The sequence below is a fragment of the Arhodomonas sp. KWT2 genome, from assembly GCF_041949875.1.
Classification (GTDB): domain Bacteria; phylum Pseudomonadota; class Gammaproteobacteria; order Nitrococcales; family Nitrococcaceae; genus Arhodomonas; species Arhodomonas aquaeolei.
In genome coordinates this window covers 496,547-516,930 of record NZ_JBHFPQ010000049.1, presented here as the reverse complement: position 1 = coordinate 516,930, position 20,384 = coordinate 496,547, and the positions used below count along the sequence as shown (strand labels likewise).

At 69.2% G+C, this 20,384-nt stretch carries 15 protein-coding genes; 10 read left to right on the top strand and 5 right to left on the bottom strand.

From position 1 onward, the window contains the following. The coding region (locus ACEZHJ_RS14780; RefSeq protein WP_375036656.1) for an Hsp20/alpha crystallin family protein at window positions 1–261 on the top strand (261 nt) is incomplete at its 5' end. Window positions 262–342: 81 nt separating this feature from the next. Here ACEZHJ_RS14780 and uvrA read toward each other — a convergent pair. After that, window positions 343–5,862, bottom strand: coding sequence for an excinuclease ABC subunit UvrA (gene uvrA / locus ACEZHJ_RS14775; protein WP_375036655.1), 5,520 nt, complete (start codon window positions 5,860–5,862; stop codon window positions 343–345). 31 nt (window positions 5,863–5,893) lie between these two features. Continuing rightward, window positions 5,894–6,523 carry a class II aldolase/adducin family protein gene (locus ACEZHJ_RS14770; protein WP_163141035.1) on the bottom strand — a complete coding sequence of 210 codons (630 nt, stop codon included), beginning with the start codon at window positions 6,521–6,523 and terminating at the stop codon, window positions 5,894–5,896. A 161-nt stretch (window positions 6,524–6,684) separates the two neighbouring features. Between ACEZHJ_RS14770 and ACEZHJ_RS14765 the strand changes: the two genes are divergently transcribed. Beyond that, window positions 6,685–7,743 (top strand): phospholipase A, encoded by a 1,059-nt coding sequence (locus ACEZHJ_RS14765; RefSeq protein WP_018716920.1) that lies wholly within the window; start codon window positions 6,685–6,687, stop codon window positions 7,741–7,743. Window positions 7,744–7,756: 13 nt separating this feature from the next. Here the strand turns inward: ACEZHJ_RS14765 and ACEZHJ_RS14760 are convergent, their stop codons facing one another. From ACEZHJ_RS14760 to ACEZHJ_RS14750, 3 genes are all read right to left on the bottom strand, one after another. Continuing rightward, entirely contained in the window at window positions 7,757–9,409 is a 1,653-nt protein-coding gene (locus ACEZHJ_RS14760; protein WP_163141029.1) for an FMN-binding glutamate synthase family protein, read from the bottom strand. 109 nt (window positions 9,410–9,518) lie between these two features. Continuing rightward, a complete protein-coding gene (locus ACEZHJ_RS14755) occupies window positions 9,519–11,618 on the bottom strand; it encodes a tRNA(Met) cytidine acetyltransferase TmcA (RefSeq protein ID WP_375036654.1) in 2,100 nt (699 codons plus the stop codon). Continuing rightward, window positions 11,594–12,175 (bottom strand): TIGR00730 family Rossman fold protein, encoded by a 582-nt coding sequence (locus ACEZHJ_RS14750; protein WP_018716917.1) that lies wholly within the window; start codon window positions 12,173–12,175, stop codon window positions 11,594–11,596. Before ACEZHJ_RS14750 ends, ACEZHJ_RS14755 begins: the two co-directional genes overlap by 25 nt. 369 nt (window positions 12,176–12,544) lie before the next feature. On the opposite strand from ACEZHJ_RS14750, the gene ccoN reads away from it, so the two are divergent. The 8 genes from ccoN (at window position 12,545) to ACEZHJ_RS14710 (ending at window position 20,374) form a co-directional block, all read left to right on the top strand. Further along, window positions 12,545–13,966: a cytochrome-c oxidase, cbb3-type subunit I gene (ccoN, locus tag ACEZHJ_RS14745; RefSeq protein ID WP_259200287.1), complete on the top strand. Its 1,422-nt coding sequence runs from the start codon at window positions 12,545–12,547 to the stop codon at window positions 13,964–13,966. Between the two features lie 12 nt (window positions 13,967–13,978). Further along, window positions 13,979–14,584, top strand: a complete 606-nt coding sequence (ccoO, locus tag ACEZHJ_RS14740; protein ID WP_259200289.1) for a cytochrome-c oxidase, cbb3-type subunit II — start codon at window positions 13,979–13,981, stop codon at window positions 14,582–14,584. Between the two features lie 13 nt (window positions 14,585–14,597). Further along, window positions 14,598–14,768: a cbb3-type cytochrome c oxidase subunit 3 gene (locus ACEZHJ_RS14735; RefSeq protein ID WP_163141020.1), complete on the top strand. Its 171-nt coding sequence runs from the start codon at window positions 14,598–14,600 to the stop codon at window positions 14,766–14,768. Continuing rightward, entirely contained in the window at window positions 14,765–15,682 is a 918-nt protein-coding gene (gene ccoP, locus ACEZHJ_RS14730) for a cytochrome-c oxidase, cbb3-type subunit III (protein ID WP_163141017.1), read from the top strand. The genes ACEZHJ_RS14735 and ccoP overlap by 4 nt, the downstream gene beginning before the upstream one ends. Next, window positions 15,675–15,980, top strand: a complete 306-nt coding sequence (locus ACEZHJ_RS14725) for a hypothetical protein (protein ID WP_163141014.1) — start codon at window positions 15,675–15,677, stop codon at window positions 15,978–15,980. Before ccoP ends, ACEZHJ_RS14725 begins: the two co-directional genes overlap by 8 nt. Window positions 15,981–16,045: 65 nt before the next feature. After that, window positions 16,046–17,404 (top strand): cytochrome c oxidase accessory protein CcoG, encoded by a 1,359-nt coding sequence (ccoG, locus tag ACEZHJ_RS14720; protein ID WP_259200782.1) that lies wholly within the window; start codon window positions 16,046–16,048, stop codon window positions 17,402–17,404. A 17-nt stretch (window positions 17,405–17,421) separates the two neighbouring features. Continuing rightward, window positions 17,422–17,934, top strand: a complete 513-nt coding sequence (locus ACEZHJ_RS14715) for a FixH family protein (RefSeq protein WP_163141387.1) — start codon at window positions 17,422–17,424, stop codon at window positions 17,932–17,934. A 10-nt stretch (window positions 17,935–17,944) separates the two neighbouring features. Continuing rightward, window positions 17,945–20,374 carry a heavy metal translocating P-type ATPase gene (locus ACEZHJ_RS14710; RefSeq protein WP_163141390.1) on the top strand — a complete coding sequence of 810 codons (2,430 nt, stop codon included), beginning with the start codon at window positions 17,945–17,947 and terminating at the stop codon, window positions 20,372–20,374. Window positions 20,375–20,384: the final 10 nt, after the last annotated feature.

Genomic DNA, 20,384 nt, shown 5'->3' with positions numbered 1-20,384 from the left:
GGGGTGAAGCCCGAGGATATCGAGGTGACCATGGAGGACGGCGTGCTCTCCATCCGTGGTGAGCGCAGCAGCGAGCGTGATACCGACGAGGGCGGCGTGCGCCGCCGGGAACGCGCCTACGGGGTGTTCTACCGGCGTTTTGCGCTGCCGGACAGTGCCGACCCGGAGTCGGTCCGCGCCCGTGGGGAGCAGGGCGTGCTCCGCATCGAGATCGGCAAGCGCGAGACCGCCGTGTCCCGCCGGATCCCGGTGGAGCGGTGACCCGCCCCTGAGCGGCGGCGTTCACCCCGCGGCCTGATGACGGCGGCACCGGATGGTGCCGCCGTTCGCGTTTCAGGGCCTTCAGGTGCGGGTGCGTTCGGCCAGGAACTCGCCCAGGATCCGTCCGGTCGGGGTGTCCGCGGCGCCCACCGTCTCCGGCGGGCCCTGGGCGACCAGCCGGCCGCCGCCGTCGCCGCCCTCCGGGCCGAGGTCCAGCAGCCAGTCCGCCTCGGCGATCACATCCAGGTTGTGCTCGATCACCACCACGGTGTTGCCGGCCTCCACCAGCCGGTGCAGGACGTGAATGAGCCGCTCCACGTCCGCCATGTGGAGTCCCACCGTCGGCTCGTCGAGCACGTACAGCGTGTGCGGCGCGCGGCGCCGGGTATTCGATGGCCGCGCCTTGGCGAGCTCGGTGACCAGCTTGAGCCGCTGCGCCTCGCCTCCTGACAGGGTAGGACTGGGCTGGCCCAGTGTGAGGTAGCCCAGACCGGTGTCCTGGAGCAGGCGCAGGGCATGGTGGATGCGGGGCTGCGCGGTGAACAGGTCCACCGCCTCGTCCACGCTCAGGGCCAGCACGTCCCCGGCGGAGAGCCCGCGCCAGGTCACGGCCAGGGTCTCCGGCGTGAAGCGCAGGCCGTGGCAGACGTCGCAGGGCATGGTCACGTCCGGGAGGAAGTTCATCTCGATGCGCTTGATGCCCTGACCGTCGCATTCCGGACAGCGGCCGTCGGTGGTGTTGAAGGAGAAGCGCCCCGGGTCGTAGCCGCGGATGCGTGCCTCCTCCGTCTCGGCGAACAGCCGCCGGATATCGTCCCAGATGCCCACATACGTGGCGGGGCAGGAACGGGGAGTCTTGCCGATGGGCGTCTGGTCGACTTCCAGTACCCGTTCCACCGGCTCCCAGCCCGTCACCGCCTCGCAGCCCTGAGGTGCCGGCGGCGTCTCGCCGCGCCGCGTGGCGACCAGGCGGCGCAGGTTGCCGTGGAGGACGTCGCGCACCAGCGTGGACTTCCCGGAACCGGAGACGCCGGTGACCGCCACCAGGCGGGACAGCGGCACCCGGGCATCGACGTAGTGGAGGTTGTGCCGGTGCGCCCCGCGCACCTGGACCTCGGCCTCCGGCTCGTCGGTGCGGCGGCTGCCGCGCAGGGGATGGCGCAGGGGTTCGGCGAGGGCGCGGCCGGTCACCGAGTCGGGGTTCGCGAGGAGGCTGTCCACAGGTCCCGCGGCCACGACCCGGCCGCCATGGACGCCGGCGCCGGGCCCGAGGTCGATGACGTGCTCGGCGCGGCGTATGGTCTCCTCGTCGTGCTCCACCACGACGATAGTGTTGCCCTTGCCCTCCAGGCGGCCGAGGGTGTCGAGGAGCATGCGGTTGTCCCGCGGGTGCAGCCCGATGGTCGGCTCGTCCATGATGTAGCACACGCCCTGGAGGTTGGACCCGAGCTGTGCGGCGAGCCGGATGCGCTGGGCCTCGCCTCCGGAGAGGGTGGGCGCCGCCCGGTCGAGGGTGAGGTAGCCGAGGCCGACCTCGCGGAGGAAGTCCAGGCGGTTGCGGATCTCCGGGAGGATGTCCCGGGCGATCTCGCCCTCGCGCTCGTCCAGGGTGAGGGTCCCGAAGGTCTCGCGGGCATCGGTCACCGACTCCCCGGTGAAGGCCGCGATGCTCCGGCCGGTGAACCGCACGGCGAGGGCGGTGGGGTTGAGGCGCCGGCCGTCGCAGGCGGGGCAGACGGTGACCTCGCCCTCGTCCACGTTCCGCCACGAGCGCTCCTCGCCGGTCTGTTCCGCGTCGAAGCCGGCGAGCATTTCGCCGGTGCCGTAGCATTCCGGGCACCAGCCGTGGCGTGAGTTGTACGAGAACAGCCGCGGGTCCAGGGGCGCGAAGCTCTGGCCGCAGCCGGGGCAGGCGCGCTCCGTGGACAGCAGGGCCTCGCCGCCGTCGTGGACGACGCGCACCGTGCCGTGGCCGTGGGCGAGGGCGTGCTCCAGGGCCTCGCGGAGCCCGTCCTCGTTGCCCGGCTCGGCGTCGACCTCGGCGACCGGGAGATCGATGTCGTGCTCCTGGTAGCGGTCCAGACGCGGCCAGTCGCCGGTGGGCATGTCGCTGCCGTCCACGCGCAGGTGGGTGAAGCCCTTGCCCGCGGCCCACTTGGCGAGGTCCGTGTAGTAGCCCTTGCGGGCGATCACCAGCGGCGCCAGCAGGCGCAGGCGGGCGCCGCGGTGCTCGTCGAGGAGCTGCGCCACGATGGCGTCCGCGGTCTGCGCGCGGATGGGGATGTCGCAGTCCGGGCAGTGCTGGGTGCCGAGCTTGACGAAGAGCAGCCGCAGGAAGTGGTAGATCTCCGTCATGGTGGCGACCGTGGACTTGCGCCCGCCGCGGCTGGTGCGTTGCTCGATGGCCACGGTCGGGGGAATGCCGAAGATCGCGTCCACGTCCGGGCGCGAGGCGGGCTGGACGAACTGGCGGGCGTAGGCGTTCAGGGACTCCAGGTAGCGCCGCTGGCCCTCGTTGAAGAGGATGTCGAAGGCCACGGTGGACTTGCCGGACCCCGAGATCCCGGTAATCACCGTCAGCCGGTTGTGGGGCACGTCCACGTCGATGCCCTTGAGGTTATGCTCCCGGGCGTGATGGACGTGGATGGCGTCGCGCCGGTAGGCGGGTGCGGCGACGTCCGCCACCGCCGCTGCCGCGGCGTCGGCCCCGCCGGTCCCGGTGCCGTCGCCGTAGGCGCGCAGCGCCGCGCCGGTGTGGCTGTCCGGGGAGGTCATGACCGTGGCCGGCGGGCCGTGGGCGATAAGCTCGCCGCCGCGGTCCCCGCCTTCGGGGCCGAGGTCGACGATCCAGTCGGCGCTGCGGATGACGTCGAGGTTGTGCTCGATGACCACCAGCGAGTGGCCAGCCTCGACCAGCCGCTCGAAGGCGCGCAGGAGCACCGCGACGTCGTCGAAGTGCAGCCCGGTGGTGGGCTCGTCGAAGAGGAACAGCAGCCGCTGGCCGCTGCGGCGGCGGCCGCTGTTCTTCGCCAGGTGGCCGGCGAGCTTGAGGCGCTGGGACTCGCCCCCGGAGAGTGTGGGTACCGGCTGGCCGAGGCGCAGGTAGCCGAGCCCGACGGCGGCGAGGGGCTCCAGGGCCCGCAGGACGTCCGGGGCGTCGGCGAAGAAGTCCAGGGCCTCGGTGACGGTGAGGTCCAGCACCTCGGCGATGGAGCGGGGGCGGTCGTCGTCCCCCGCAGCCGGCGGCAGGGTGACCTCCAGCATCTCGGAGCGATAGCGGCGGCCGTCGCAGTCCGGGCAGCGGAGGTAGACGTCGGAGAGGAACTGCATCTCGACGTGCTCGAAGCCGTTGCCGCCGCACGCGGGGCAGCGTCCGCGCCCGGAGTTGAAGCTGAACATCCCCTTGGTGTAGCCGCGCTCGCGCGCCAGCGGCTGGGCGGCGAAGGCCTTGCGGATGGGATCGAAGGCACCGACGTAGCTGGCCGGGTTGGAGCGCGTGGTGCGCCCGATGGGGGATTGATCCACGAGCACCACGTCGTCGACGTGCTCCCCGCCGTCGATGCGTCGGTGGGCCCCGGCCGCATCCGCGGGCTGGCCCTTCAGTTTGCGCAGGCCGTTGTAGAGGATGCTGCCCATGAGCGTTGACTTGCCGGAGCCGGACACGCCGGTGAGCACCGTCAACCGCTCCAGCGGCAGGGACACGGTGATGTCCTTCAGGTTGTGCTCGCTCGCGCCCACCACGGTCAGCCACGACGACGGCTCGGGGCGCGCGGTGTCCCGGGCGTCGCCGACCTGGCGCCGGCCCGTAAGGTAGTCCGCCGTTAGCGAGCCGCGGTCCTCGAGGAGTGCCTGCGGCGCCCCCTCGAAGACGATCCGGCCGCCGTGCTCGCCGGGCCCCGGGCCGATGTCGATGATGCGGTCCGCGGCGCGGATGACGTCCGGATCGTGCTCGACCACGAGCAGGGAGTTGCCGGCGTCGCGCAGGCGGTGCATGACCGAGACGATGCGCCGGATGTCCCGCGGGTGCAGGCCGATGCTGGGCTCGTCGAGGACGAACAGGGTGTTGACCAGCGAGGTGCCCAGGGCGGTGGTCAGGTTGATGCGCTGGACCTCGCCGCCGGAGAGGGTGCGCGACTGCCGGTCCAGCGCCAGGTAGCCGAGGCCGACCCGGTTCAGGTAGTCGAGGCGTGAGCGGATGGCGTCGAGCAGCAGGGTCGCGGCCTCGTCCAGCGGGGCGGGCAGCGCCAGGCCCTCGAAGAAGCCGGCCAGGCGCTCCAGGGGCAGGCACATGAGGTCGTGGATGCACAGCCCGGGCAGGGCGGCCAGCCGCTCTGCGGGAATCGTGGCGCCGCTCGGGCGGAACCGGGTGTCCGGGTCGAGGACGGCGTCCGTGTCGGCCGCGGTGCCGAGGCGCCAGGCCAGGGACTCCGGCGCCAGCCGTGCCCCGCGGCAGGCCGGGCAGAGGTCGTAGCTGCGGTACTTCGAGAGCAGCACGCGGACGTGCATGCGGTAGGCACGGGACTCGAGCCAGTCGAAGTAGCGCTGGACGCCGTACCAGGTATCCGGCTCGTCCCAGCCGCCCTCGCCGTGGATGACCCAGTCGCGGTCGGCCTCGCGCATCTCCCGCCAGGGCACGTCCGTGGGCACGCCGCGGGCGCGGGCGTAGCGCAGGAGGTCGCGCTGGCACTCGGCGGACTGGCCGGACTGCCACGGCCGTATCGCCCCCTCGGCGAGGCTCAGCCGGTCGTCCGGTATCACCAGGGCGTAGTCGATGCCCATGACCCGTCCGAAGCCGCGACACTCGCTGCAGGCGCCGATAGGGGAGTTGAACGAGAACAGGTTGGGCTGCGGGTCGCGATAGGCGAGGTCGCAGTCCGCGCAGTGCAGGGCGGAGGAGAAACGGTGGCTCGCGGTGACCGCGCGTTCGTCGTCGAGCACGTCCACGCGGACCCGGCCGCGGCCGTGCTGCAGCGCCGCTTCGACGGCCTCGACGATACGCTCCCGGCGTTCCCCGCTCAGGCGTACACGGTCCTGGACGACGTCGAAGCCGCCGTCCTCGGCGGTCACCCGGGTGTAACCCTGGCGCTGGAGCATGGCCCGGACCTCATCGTCGCCGAAGTTCTCGGGCACCGCGACGTGGAAGCGGATCACGGCGCGCTCGTCGGGGGCGCGCCGGAGCAGGCGCTCGGCGATGCTGCCCGGGGTATCCCGTGTCACCCGCCGGCCGCAGCCGTTGCAAAACAACGCCGCGGCGCGGGCGAACAGCAGCTTGAGGTGGTCGTTGAGCTCGGTCATGGTGCCGACGGTGGAGCGCGACGTCCGCACCGGGTTGGTCTGGTCGATGGCGATCGCCGGCGGGATGCCCTCGATGCGGTCCGTCGCGGGCTTGTCCATGCGATCGAGGAACTGCCGTGCATAGGGCGAGAAGGTCTCGACGTAGCGGCGCTGGCCCTCGGAGTACACGGTGTCGAAGGCGAGGGAGGACTTGCCGGACCCGGACACGCCGGTGACCACCACCATCTCGCCGAGGGGGATGTCGAGGTCAAGGTTGCGCAGGTTGTTCTGCCGTGCGCCGCGGATGCGGATGCGCTCGTCGCTCACAGTGTCGTCTCTCCCGTCAGGGAATCAGGATTCAGCGGCCGGCGTGGGCGGCGGCCAGTGCCGCCGCCAGGGTCCGGACCAGCGCGCCGCCGGTGGCGTCGCTGTCGCGGCCGTAGGCGATGACGCCGTCACGGTGGCCGGCCATGGCGAATACCGCCTGGGGGCCGGCGCGCCGGACCAGCGAGGCCACCGCGCGGGCCATCGCCGGTGTCCCGTAGGGGACGTCGGCGGGTGTCTCCGGCAGTCCGAGGACACGGCGCCGGGACCAGATCTCGGGCGAATGGCCGTGAAAGACCCAGGCCACGGTGTCGTCGGCTGCATACACCGCGCCGTGGGTCAGGGACTCCGATGACGGCCGCACCGGTCCGCGGGAGCGGATCGTGTTGTGTTCCACGTCCCACGCCGTGACCTCGCAGTAGCCCGCGGGACCCGGCGCATCCAGGCCGCCGGTCTGGCTGCCGGATACCACGAATGCACCGCCTGCGGCGCGGTGGCTGACGTTGCCGAAGCCGAGGCCGCCGTACCGCCGGGGGCTTCCGCCGATCAGCCCGAGGCGGCGGAGCACGTCCCGCCACGCATCCAGCACCGCGACCGATGCCGCGTCCGGGGGCGCGCCGTGCTCGTGGCACAGATCGAATTTGATGACGCCTTCTCGTTCCATCCGCCTGTGTCGCTGGCACACTGATTCGTTGGGGACGGGCGGCACGCGGCCATCCGGCACACAGGCGGGCCGCGGTTCGCGGGACGGGGTAGCGAGCATAACGCCGGTCGGGCAGACTACGCCATCCTGCAAGCGGTAGCGTCTCGCGCATGGAGGGACGGTTGACCCACCGACACCTGAGTATCGCCCTGTGCGCCGGTCTGGTCGCGGTCCGCGCCGGCGCCGCGGAAACGAATGCCACGGTGGAGCCCGGCCAGGCGCTGCAAGGCTGCATGGAGCTCAAGAGCGCCCAGGAACGACTCACGTGTTACGACACGACGCTGGGACGTACGCCCACCGGCCGCTCTGCCGATGAGCTGCTGCCGGAGAACCGGGCGAAGACGCCGGAGGAGAAGGTGGCCGAGAAGACGCCGCCGCCGGCGCCCTCGGCACTGGCCGAGCGCTGGGAACTCGTTGCCCAGGCGGACCGCGGACCGTTCGTGGTGACGCCTTACCGTCCGACCTATCTGTTGCCGTTCTCCTACGATTTCAATCCCAACGAGGCAGCCTACCGCAGCGATGACATGGAGTCGGTGGACCACACCGAGGTCAAGTTCCAGATCAGCTTCAAGACCAAGATATGGCCGGAGCTCGGCACGCGGCGGGGGGACCTGTGGCTGGCGTACACGCAGCAGTCCTACTGGCAGGCCTACAACAGCGAGGAATCCGCGCCGTTCCGCGAGACCAACTACGAGCCGGAGCTGATCTACTCGTACCGCACGAAATATAACCTCTTCGGCCTCCACGGGCGTTTGTTCACCGTGGGGGTGAACCACATGTCCAACGGCCGTTCGGACCCGCAGTCGCGAAGCTGGAACCGCATGACCGCCGGTGTTCTCTTCGACGAGGGCAAGTGGGCGCTGCGCGCACGTGGATGGTGGCGCCTGCCGGAATCCGAGGGCGACGACGACAACCCCAATATCAGCGACTATTACGGCCGCGCCCAGGTCTGGGCGCACCTCAAGGATGGCGATCAGACCTATTCCGTGATGCTGCGCAGCAACCTCGGTATAGGCGGGGAGCCGGTGCGCGGTGCATTGCAGCTTGACTATACGTTTCCGTTCTGGGGGGGCATGAAGGGCTACATACAGCTCTTTCACGGCTACGGTGACGGGCTGATCAACTACGACAACATCACCACCCGGGCGAGCGCCGGGATCATGCTCATCGACTGGATGTAGGCGCCGGCGTCCGTCAGCGCAGCTTCGTCGTGCGCAGCGCGGCGTCCGCCGGCGGCGGCTGGAACGTATCCGCCCGCGCCTGCGGCCAGTACGTGGCGAACACGGCCGCGTCGGGCGCGCCGTCGAGCAGCGCCCCGGGTTCCATGAACGGGTAGAGTTCACGGTACGAGCGCACCTCGCTGCGCGAGATCCGCCGGACGATATGCTCCGGGCCGAGCTCGGCGGTGTCTTGCAGGCCCGTGGCCGCGATCATCTCCGCGAGGGCATGGAGTGTGTTGCGGTGGAAGCGGGCCACCCGCCGGGACTTGTCGGTGACATCCAGGTTGGCGCCGCGGCGCGGGTCCTGCGTGGCCACACCGCTGGGGCAGCGGTCGGTATGGCAGGACAGGGCCTGGATGCAGCCCAGCGAGAACATGAATCCCCGTGCCGCGTTGCACCAGTCGGCACCGAGGGCGAGTGTGCGCGCGATGTGGAATGCGGAGGTGATCTTGCCGGCCGCGGCCACCCGGATGTGGGGACGCAGGCCGGTTCCGACCAGGGTGTTGTGCACGAGCAGCAGGGCGTCGGTGAGCGGCATGCCAAGGCGGTTGACGAATTCCAGCGGGGCCGCGCCGGTGCCGCCCTCGCCGCCGTCCACCACCACGAAGTCCGGGCGCTCGCCGGTCTCCAGCATCGCCTTGACGATGGCGAACCACTCCCACGGGTGTCCGAGAGCAAGCTTGATGCCCACCGGTTTATCACCGCAGAGGTGCCGGAGCGTGGCGATGAAGTCCATCATCTCCAGGGGGGTGCGGAACGCCGAGTGCGAGGCGGGCGAGACCACGTCCCGACCGGCCGGGACTTCCCGTGCGGCGGCGATCTCGGGGCTTACCTTGGCGGCAGGCAGGATACCGCCGTGCCCGGGCTTGGCGCCCTGGGAGAGCTTGATCTCGATCATCCGCACCGATTCCCGGCGGGCGTTCTCGCGGAAGCGCTCCGGGTTGAACCGGCCGTCGTCCGTCCGGCAGCCGAAGTAACCGGAACCGATTTCCCAGACCAGGTCCGCGCCGTGGCTGAGGTGGTAGCGGGATATCGAGCCCTCGCCGGTGTCGTGGTAAAAGCCGCCCTCCCTGGCACCGGCGTTCAGTGCGGTGATGGCGTTGGCGGACAGCGCACCGAAGCTCATCGCCGATATATTCAGGACACTCGCGGAGTAAGGCTGCGCGCGGTCCTCGCCGACGGTGATACGGAAGTCGCCGTCCGCCACCGGGGCAGGCGCGAGGGAGGGGCTGATCCACTCATAGCCCTCGGTGTACATGTCGAGCAGGGAGCCGAAGGGTTTCTTGTCATGGACGTTCTTGGCGCGCTGGTAGACGACCGCGCGCTGCTCGCGGGAGAACGGCCGCTCCTCGGTGTCGGCCTGGATGAAGTACTGGCGGATCTCCGGGCCGATGGACTCCAGGCAGTAGCGCAGGTGGGCGAGGACCGGGTAGTTGCGGCTCACGGTATGCCGGCGCTGCAGCAGATCCCAGGTGCCGAGCGCCGTGAGCGCGGCAAACACCGCGGCCGGCCATCCCCACAGCGGGTTGAATACCAGACCGGTCAGGGATACCGCGAGCCCGGCGATACTCGCCGCATAGGCGTTGTAGCGCGACGGCATACGGAACAGGGTGGGGCGGGCATTCATGGGACGGTCTCCTCCGGTCCGGGTGGCGGGAGCTTACTAACCGGATGACCGGTAACGCCACCCTCGGCCCGCGGGGCGCCGGGTGAGGGCGCCGAGTGTCCGGCCGCGTTCAGGTATCCGCGGCGATCAGCACCGCCGCGGCGGCGCGCAGTGCCCCGATGACGGCGCGTCGGCCGCTCACGCCGGCCCGGGCCGCCAGCTCGTCCCACGGCCGATGCTGGAGGAAACGCGCCACCAGCAGCTGTGCGCCGTCATCGTCGTCGGCATTGCCGGAGGACGCGGCGAGATGGTGCAGCAGCTTGCGCTGTACCGCTGGACCGGCGTCGTCCGGGCCGCGGTGGCCGTGGGAGAACGCGGCGATCGTGGTGCCGTCGGCATCGTCCGCTGCGCCGAAGTCGAGGCCCGGCATCAGGGCGGCCACAACGCCGGGATCGAGGGCCGTGAGCGGCCCGGCAAGACGCCAGGGTATGTCCCGGGCGAAGCGGGCGCGGGCGGTCTCGGTCAGGGTGGCGCCGTCGCCGGAGAGAGGGCGGAGCATGAACGCCGCGTGGCTGGCACTGGCCGCGTCCCGGCGATGACCGAGCTGTACGGCAGCCAGGCCGCAGCGCCGGTAGAAGCGCAACAGGGCGGGCGTGGCGCCGAAGACAGTGCCCAGGGTGTCCAGCCCGTCCTCCCGGGCAGCGCGCGCCATGGTCGCCATCAGCCGCTGCCCAGTGCCATGCCCGCGCAGTGCCGGGTGGACGGCGATACGGTGCACGCGCCGGTGACGCAGGGCGAGTGCCTGGCCCAGGCCGCCGTGGCCGGCGAGGGACTGGGGCAGGAGGTGACCCTGCAGGCGTCGTCGCCCGGCGAGGATATCGGTATGAAGTGCCTGCGGGAGCTCGCCCTCGTCCAGGGTTACCGCGGCGGCGACGATGTGGCCGTCGTCGTCCCGCGCGGCCCACAGCCCCGCATCCGGGGCCTCGAGGCTGCGCCGCAGATCGTCCGGGCGGGTCTGGTAGTGGGCATCGACCAGTAGTCCGTAGAACTCGCGCAGGGCGCTCTCATCCCGGGCCAGGGCGGCCGCCGGCTCACGACCGGTGGTGATCTGGCCGGTCGCGGGCATGGCGGCGAGATCAGCGGGCTCGGCGTCCAGGAGCAGGGCGCGGAAGAGCAGTGCCTCCAGGGGGTCGCCGTCCGCCCAGCGCACGGGCTGGGTCAGGCGGTGTTCCTGCCATTGCGGTGTACGCCGGTCGAGGGAGGCGAGAAAGCGCACGCGAAAGCCTGCACCGGTACCCTCGTAGCCGTGCACGGTGGTCGCGAATGCGATGCGCGGATAACGCGCCAACAGCCCATCGAGCATGGGGGCCGGCAGGCCCGCGGCCTCGTCGACGAGGAGCATCCCGGCGGGGCGGGGCTCGCGGATGAGCTGGTCCGGCGGGAGGTAACGCGGCCCCGGGCAGCCGTCCACCGTGGCGGCGGCGATCAGCGCCTCGGCGGCACGCCGGCGCGGCGCGGTTACGAGCACCGGCCCGGAACCGGCCTCCAGCAGGCGACGGGCCGCGATCCCGAGTGCGGTGCTCTTGCCCCGCCCCCGGTCAGCGATGAGCACGCACGGACGGTGGGGCGCCCCACCGGCGCCGGCAATGACGGCGGCCACCGCTGCGGCCTGATCGCTGGTGAGACAGGCGGGGTCGTCGCCCGCCGTGCCGGCGGCCGGCCGGGGCAATGCTGCCCCGGGGGCGGCGGGATATATCGCGACCTGGGGGTCTTCGCGCAGGCAGCGGACCAGGCGGTCGCGGAAATGACCGGCGGCGTCGGCGGGTTCGGCCGGCCAGGACAGGCGGCCTGCAAGTGCCGGGTCTGCAGAGCCCGGCCAGTCCTCGAGCGCCGGGGTGATTACGACCATGACGCCACCGGCGATCACGGCGCCGGCGACGGCGGCCAGGGCGTCGACGTCGAGACCGGCACGGACATCGACGACGACGTCCCGGTATTCGCTGCCGAGCAGTGTTGCGGCCCGGCGCAGCGGGACCGCGTCCTCGCCGTCGGGCGGCGCATCGCTGACCAGTACCGCCGGGGCGGTTACCGCCGCCATCGCCGTGGCCGCGTCCGTGGGCGGCGGTAACACTACGAGCCGGCGATAACGCCCCGCCGGATCCCGGACACCCGCGAGATAGCGCCGCAGGGCGTCGACGCCGCCGTCTATGTACTGCTCTTGTCGATCCACTGGGTCACGCGGGGCGCGCGGTATTCGGCGAAACGCTCGAGCAGCCGCTCGCCGTCGTCGTCCACGAGCAGCATGTCCCGGTTGCTCCGGCGCAGGAAGCCGGTGTCCACGGCATGGTCCAGGAAGGTCACCAGATGGTCGTAGTAGCCTGCCATGTTGATCAGTCCGCAGGGCTTGCGATGGAAGCCGAGCTGCGCCCAGGTGAGGATCTCGAAGATCTCCTCGAAGGTACCCAGCCCCCCGGGCAGGGCGATGAATCCGTCGGCGAGCTCGGCCATGCGCGCCTTGCGCTCGTGCATGGAGGTCACGACCTCCAGCCGCGTGACCTCCCGGTGGCCGACTTCGCGGGCGAGCAGGGTTTCGGGAATGACGCCGACGACTTCGCCGCCCTCGGCGAGAGCGGCGTCGGCGACGGCGCCCATCATCCCTGTCGCGCCGCCGCCGTAGACGACGCCGAGCCCCCGGGCGGCCACGGCGGCGCCGAAGGCGCTCGCGGCCTCACGGTAGCGCGGGTCGCGCCCGGCGGCGGAGCCGCAATAGATGCAAATGCGTTGCATGGATCCTCCATAATTCAGTGCGCGGCGGGCGCGCCGGCCGTATCGGCGCCGCCGTGCGCCCGACATCCGATTGTACCGGATGAGCACGCCATCGCGGGCGGCATGACGCCGCGATATTGTCCATATATGGATTGGGCACAGTAGAATCGCGAGCGGCACGCCCGGGTGGCGGGGGTCGGTGTCCGGCATGGCCGCACTGAATTGATGCAGGTCAAGACCTTCAATACCGCCTCAAGGATAATGACCCCGCGGTCAGGTTTGCTCGTCGGGCAATGGCGAGTGGACCGAAAAGGAGAATCGCCGTCGCCGGTATCCGCCGGTGCTGCACTCGGTTAACCCGCAATCCATATCTGAGATGGAAACCGACCTATGGACGCGACACCCGCCTACAACGACAAGGTAGTGCGCCAGTTCGCCCTGGCGACTGTCATTTGGGGGATCGTGGGCATGGCGGTGGGGGTGTTTATCGCCGCCCAGCTGCTCTGGCCCGCTCTCAACTTCGACGTGCCGTGGCTGACATTCAGCCGCCTCCGCCCGCTGCATACCAACGCCGTTATCTTCGCCTTCGGCGGCAGCGCCCTCATCGGGACCTCCTACTACGTGGTCCAGCGAACCTGCGGCACCCGCCTGCTCTCTGACAAGCTCACGGCGTTTACGTTCTGGGGCTGGCAGGTGGTCATCGTCGCCGCGGCGATCACGCTGCCGCTGGGCATCACCCAGAGCAAGGAGTACGCCGAGCTCGAGTGGCCCATCGACATCCTGATCACGCTGGTGTGGGTGACCTACGCGGTGGTGTTCTTCGGGACGATCATGAAGCGTCGCGAGAAGCACATCTACGTGGCCAACTGGTTCTACGGCGCGTTCATCATCACCATCGCGCTGCTGCACGTGATCAACAACCTGTCGATCCCGGTGTCGCTGACCAAGTCCTACCCGATCTACTCCGGCGCGGTCGACGCGATGGTGCAGTGGTGGTACGGCCATAACGCGGTCGGTTTCTTTCTCACCGCCGGCTTCCTCGGGATGATGTACTACTTCGTCCCCAAGCAGGCCGGGCGCCCGATCTATTCGTACCGCCTCTCCGTGGTGCATTTCTGGGCGCTTATCTCCGTGTATATGTGGGCGGGTCCCCACCATCTCCACTGGACGTCGCTGCCGGAGTGGGTGCAGTCGCTGGGCATGGTGTTCTCGCTGATCCTGCTCGCGCCCTCCTGGGGTGGCATGATCAACGGCATCATGACGCTCTCGGGCGCCTGGCATAAGCTGCGTGACGACCCGATCATCCGCTTCCTCATCGTCAGCCTGTCGTTCTACGGCATGTCCACGTTCGAGGGCCCGATGATGTCCATCAAGACCGTCAACGCCCTGTCCCACTACACGGACTGGACGATCGGTCACGTGCACTCCGGCGCGCTCGGCTGGGTGGCGTTCATCACCATCGGTTCCATGTACGCGCTGATTCCGAAGCTCTGGGGCCGGGAGCAGATGTACAGCGTCAAGGCCATCGGCGCCCACTTCTGGGTGGCGACCATCGGCGTGGTCCTCTACATCGCCTCGATGTGGATCGCGGGCGTGATGCAGGGCCTCATGTGGCGGGCCACCAACCCGGACGGCACGCTGACCTACAGCTTCGTGCAGTCCCTGCAGGCCACCTACCCGTACTACGCGGTGCGCATGTTCGGCGGCTTCCTGTTCCTCGCAGGCATGCTGATCATGGCCTGGAACGTGTGGATGACCATTCGCCCGCAGGAGCGCGTGGCGACCGAATCCGCCCCGGAAGCGACCGCTTAAGGAGATCAGCGAATGTCACATGAGGTCGTAGAGAAGAACGTCGGGCTGATGGCCATGCTGATCCTGCTGGTGGTCAGCATCGGTGGCCTAGTGGAGATCGTTCCGCTGATGTTCCAGGCGAAGACCACGGAGCCGGCCGAGGGTGTCAAACCCTATCCGGCGCTGGAGTTCGCGGGGCGGGACATTTATGTACGCGAAGGCTGCTACAACTGCCATTCGCAGCAGATCCGGCCCTTCCGCGCCGAGACGGAGCGTTACGGCCACTACTCGGTGGCGGGCGAGTACGTCTATGACCGTCCGTTCCAGTGGGGCTCCAAGCGCACCGGACCGGACCTTGCCCGCGTGGGCGGCAAATACTCCGACGAGTGGCATTACCGTCACCTGATGAACCCGCGTGACGTGGTGCCGCAGTCGAACATGCCGGGCTTCCCCTGGTTCGCCGAGAACAAGCTGGATCCGGAGGCGGTGGTGCACCGCATGCGCGAGCAGAAGAACCTCCTGGGGGTGCCCTATACCGAGGAGCAGCTCAACAATGCGGCCGACAAGCTGAAGGGCAAGACGGAAATGGATGCCGTCATCGCTTACCTCCAGGGACTGGGGACGGAATTCGGTCGTTGATCGGGAGCCGTTAATGGATAGTGGAACCCTGAGTGGGATCATCACCGCCGTGCTGATGGCGGCGTTCATCGGGATCATCGGCTGGGCCTACAGCAAGCGGCGCAAAAAAGACTTCGATCACGCCGCACGACTGCCCCTGGACGCCGAACGGCGGGATGCGGAAAAGGGAAGGAACGGGCAATGAGCAGCTTCTGGCACTGGTACATCATCGTATTGACGCTGGGTAACATCGCAGCGTGCTACTGGCTCATCCGCTGGACGGCGAAGCCGCGCCCCGGCGAGGCAAGTGCCACCGAGACCACCGGTCACGTGTGGGACAATGATCTCAGCGAGTACAATCAGCCCATGCCACGCTGGTGGCTGTGGCTGTTCTACATCACCATCGTGTTCGGTCTGGTCTACCTGGTGCTCTATCCGGGACTGGGCCGGTTCGACGGCGTCCTGAACTGGAGCCAGTACTCGGCCTACCAGCAGGAGGTCAAGCAGATGCACGAGCGTACCGCCTCGCTGTACGAGTCCTATGCGGCCAAGCCCGTGCCGGTGCTGGCCAATGACCCGGAGGCCATGGACACGGGCCGGCGGCTGTTCGCCAACAACTGCTCCGTGTGCCACGGTTCGGACGGACGCGGCGCCAAGGGTTTCCCGAACCTGGCGGACGCTTCCTGGCAGTACGGCGGTGAGCCCGAGACGCTCAAGCAGACGATCACCAACGGCCGTAACGGCGTGATGCCGGCGCTCGGTGCGAGCCTGGGTCAGTCCAAGCTGGAGGCCGTGGCCGCGTATGTCTACAGCCTCAATGGCCGCAATGCGCCGCAGGAGCTCGTCGACCGCGGCAAGGACGTGTTCATGACCCAGTGCGTTGCCTGCCACGGGGCCGATGCCAAGGGCAACCCCCAGATCGGTGCGCTCAACCTGACGGACGACACCTGGCGCTACGGTGGCTCGCTGGAGACCATCAAGGAGACCATCCTTAACGGGCGTAATGGCCAGATGCCGGCTCAGAAGGAGCTGCTCACCCCCGAGCAGATCCACGTGCTGGCGGCCTACGTCTACCAGCTCTCCGGCCAGGCTGGACAGCGGAGTGCGAGCAGTGAGTGATGAGTCGGCAAGGCAGGCGGCGAGCAGCCGCCTGCGCTGGCTCGGGGCCATACTCTGGCCGTCGTTCCTGACGGCCGGAGTCGCCACGATGGTCTTTTTCGCCAACGTCGATCCGGAGACGCTGCGTTACGAGACCCTGCCGCACTGGGAAATCGGCCGGAAGCTGGGCTACACGCTCGGCTTTTTCATGTTCTGGGCGGTGTGTGCGGCCTCGAGTGCACTGAGCGTGTGGCTGTTCAGCCCGGCCCGGCGGGCCGGGAAAGCTGGGCCGAAGGAGAGCAGAGAGGCAGATGAATGAGTGAGGCGCGCAACCGCCGGGGACGCGGTTCGAAGCAGGAGGACGGTGCCGCGGAAGCGGTGTCGATGTACCAGTCGCGGGAAAAGGTCTATCCCCGCGGGATCAAGGGGCGTTTCCAGAGCCTGCGCAAGTTCGCGGTGTTCGCCCTGCTGGGCCTGTACTACCTTCTGCCCTGGGTGACCTGGAACGGGCGGCAGGCGGTCCTTCTGGATCTGCCTGCCCGCGAGTTTCACATCTTCGGTCTGACGTTCTGGCCCCAGGACTTCTTCTTCCTGGCGCTGCTGCTCATCATCTGTGCACTCAGCCTGTTCTTCGTTACCGCACTGGCCGGGCGCGTGTGGTGTGGCTATGCCTGTCCCCAGACGGTGTGGACGGAGGTGTTTCTCTGGATCGAGCACTGGACGGAGGGCGACCGTCCCAGGCGGATGAAGCTGGACCGCGGTCCGTGGAACCGCGAGAAGGTCATCCGTAAATTCTCCAAACACGGCATCTGGATCCTGCTCGCCGCCTGGACCGGCCTCACCTTCGTGGGCTTCTTTACGCCGATTCGTGAGCTCAGCCTGCGTGTAATCACCCTGGATCTGGGTCCCTGGGAGACGTTCTGGCTCGTCTTCTACGGCTTCGCCACCTGGGGGAATGCCGGGTTCATGCGGGAGAACGTGTGCCTGTACATGTGCCCGTACGCCCGTTTCCAGAGCGCGATGTTCGACCGGGACACCCTCGTCATTTCCTACGACGAAGCGCGGGGGGAACCGCGCGGCCCGCGCAAGCGCGGCGCCGATCCGGCCGAGCTCGGCCTCGGCGACTGTATCGACTGCACCCTGTGCGTGCAGGTCTGTCCCACGGGCATCGATATCCGCGACGGCCTGCAGTACGAGTGCATCGCCTGTGGGGCCTGCATCGACGCCTGTGATCAGGTCATGGACAAGATGGGTTATCCTCGCGGATTGATCCGGTATACGACCGAGAACACGCTCGAGGGCAAGCCGACGCGCATCCTCCGCCCCCGGGTGATCGTCTACTCCGTGCTGCTTCTCGCGCTGATCACGGGCACGCTCACCGCGGTGGCGATGCGTACGCCGATGCGTGTGGATATCCTGCCGGACCGTAATGCCCTTTACCGCGAGCTCGATGGTGGCCGCATCGAGAACGTCTACGACGTGAAGGTGCTGAACATGTCCCAGCAGGCGCACACCTACACGGTGTCCGCGTCGGGGCTGCCTGGAATAACGGCGGACACCGATCCGGAGCGGATCGAGATCGCTTCAGGGGAACAACGGAACGTGCCGGTGCGTCTGAGAGTGGATGCGTCGGTAATGAGCACGCCGGGTACCGACGTGGAGCTGACGGTAACCTCCGAGGACGGCAGCGTATCCGTCACCGAGACCACCCGTTTCCACGGCCCGTATCACCGTGGTGAATGATGATGAGCGCAAGCGCAATGAGCACTGAAGACCAAAAGCCCTGGTACCGGCAGTTCTGGTGCTGGTTCGTCTTCGCCCCGCTGGGCGTTTGGGTGATCGCGATGATCGGTACCGTCATCGTGCTCAACGGGAACATGGACGACCTGGTGGTCGATGACTATTCGCAGTTGGGCAAGACCTACATCCAGGAACGTGCAGCCTACGACCGCGCCGATGCCCTTGGCGTCGGCGCGCGGGTGCATGTCCAGCGGGACAGCGGGCGTGTCACGCTTGCCCTGGAAGGTCTCGACAAACCCCCGGAAAACCTGAAGGTCAAGCTGGTGCATCCGACGATCGCCAAGCGCGACCTCGGGGTCGAGGTGCACCGGGATCAGACCGGGCTGTACCGTGGCGGCACCGGAAGTGCCATCGACAATCGCCGCTATGTCATCATCGAGCCCGCTGACGGTTCCTGGCGCCTGCGTGGCGAACTGAAGGCCCAGGTGGGCGATCTCCGGCTCGGGGGATCGGACGGCGACGGAGGCGCCTGACCGGCCGGCGATGGCGGAGCGGTGCTTCCACTGCGGCGATCCGGTTCCGGCCGGAGACCGCCGTGTTGTCCGGATAGACGGCGAGGACCGACCGGTATGCTGCGCGGGCTGTGAGGCCGTTGCCGGTCTGATCGCCGGCAGCGGACTGACGGATTTCTACCGCTACCGCACCGCACCCTCAAGCCGCCCTGAGCCCGAGGCGGACGAGTGGTCAGCCTACGACCGCGAGACGCTGCTCGACGAAGTCAGCCATCCCGTCGGCGAGCACACGCGCGAAGCGGTGTTCGCGCTGGAGGGGATTACCTGCGCCGCCTGTGCCTGGCTGATCGAGCGGGTGCTGGAGCGCGAGCCGGGCGTGGAGACCGTACAGGTCAACCCGGCCACCGGACGCCTGCTGCTCGGTTGGGATACGACCGTTGCGACCCTGAGCACGTTGTTGCGGCATCTCGCCGGCATCGGCTACCGGGCCCATCCGCTGGAGGCCGGCGAGGCCATCCCCGGGATCATCCGTGAGCGCCGCGCGATGCTGCGGCGGCTCGCGGTGGCCGGGCTCGGTATGATGCAGGTCATGATGTACGCGGTCGGGCTGTATGCGGGCGCGATCCACAACGACATGGATCCACAGATTGAGGCGTTCCTGCGTCTCGTCAGCCTGCTCGTGGCGACGCCGGTGGTTGTCTATGCCGGTGCGCCGTTCTTCCGCGGTGCCTGGCGCGATGTGCGCGGCGGCCGACCTGGCATGGACGTGCCGGTGGCGCTCGCCGTGGGCAGCGCGTTCGCGGCGAGTGTCTGGAATACCCTCGTTGCCGGCGGCGAGGTCTACTTCGATTCCGCGACCATGTTCGTGTTTTTCCTCACCGTCGCCCGCTCCCTGGAGATGGCCGCCCGTCACCGGGCGGGCCGGACGACCGAGTCACTGGCCCAGACGTTGCCGACCACCGCACTGCGTCTGACAGAGGACCGGCCGGAGCGGGTGGCATTGCGTGAGCTCCAGCCGGGCGACCGGGTGCGGGTCCGGCCGGGGGATACCATCCCCGCGGACGGCACGGTGGTCTCGGGGCGGAGCGCCGTTGACGAGTCCCTGATCACCGGCGAATTCGAGCCGGTGCCGCGGGGCGCGGGCGATGCAGTCCTCGCCGGTAGCGGCAATACCGGCGGCGTGCTCGACATCCGTGTCGAGCGGATCGGGCGCCAAACCCTCGTTTCCGCCATCGTGGGCCTGCTCGAGCGCGCACAGACCCGGCGCCCGAGACTGGCGAGGGTGGCCGACCGGGTCGCGGGGTGGTTCGTCTCGGCCGTGCTGGTCGGCACGGCGGTCATCGCCGGCGTATGGTGGTGGCTGGAGCCGGGAGCGGCCTTTGAGATCACGCTGGCAGTGCTGGTCGCGACCTGTCCCTGTGCGCTGTCGCTGGCGACGCCCACGGCGCTGGTTGCGTCGACCAGCGCGCTCGCGCGGCGAGGACTACTCGTGACCCGCACGGACGCCGTCGAAGGGCTGGCCCGTGCCTCGCGGCTGATCCTGGACAAGACCGGCACGCTGACCACCGGCACCCCGGGTATCCGGCGCATCCGGGTCGCAGGGCGTATCGGCCGGGACGAGGCCTATGCTTTGGCGGCCGCGCTCGAGGCACACTCCGAGCACCCGATCGCCGGGGCGTTCCCGCCCGGCGAGCATCTGCCCCGGGCAGGGGAGGTCACGGTAGAGCCGGGCGCAGGGCTTGCGGGCAACGTCGATGGCCGGGCGGTGCGTCTCGGCCGGCCGGGGTGGGCGCTGCCGGAGGGCACGACGGCGCCGGCGGGCGGGATTGTCCTCGCCGACGGCGACGGCTGGCTGGCGACCTTCGAGCTGGCCGACCAGCTCCGCCCCGAGGCGGTCCCCGCTATACAGGCACTGCAGGCACGGGGGCTGACGGTGGAGATCGCCAGCGGCGATGATCCCGCGGCCGTGGCCGAGGTGGCCGCCGCGGTCGGTGTCGACGACTGGCGGGCGCGCATGCGTCCGGAGGATAAGCTCGCGCGCATGTGCGAGGCCCAGAGCGCGGGGGAACGCGTTGTGATGGTGGGCGACGGCATCAATGACGCCCCGGTCCTTGCCGGGGCGGATGTCTCCGTTGCGATGGGCCGGGGCAGCGCGCTGGCGCGCAACAGCGCGGACATGGTCCTGATGCGGGATGATCTCTCCGCGCTGGTGGAAGCCGCCGACGGCGCCCGACGTGCGGTCCGGATCATCCGGGAGAATCTGATCTGGGCGGCACTGTACAACCTCACCGCGCTCCCGCTGGCGGCGACGGGCATGCTCACGCCGTGGATGGCCGCCGTCGGCATGTCGCTGAGTTCGCTGGTGGTGGTGGGCAACGCCCTGCGCGCGAACCGCTGGCGCGCCCCCCGGTTCGGGCCCGACGGGCATGACCCGGCGGCGATACCCACCGCGACGCCCTGATCGTTTTCCG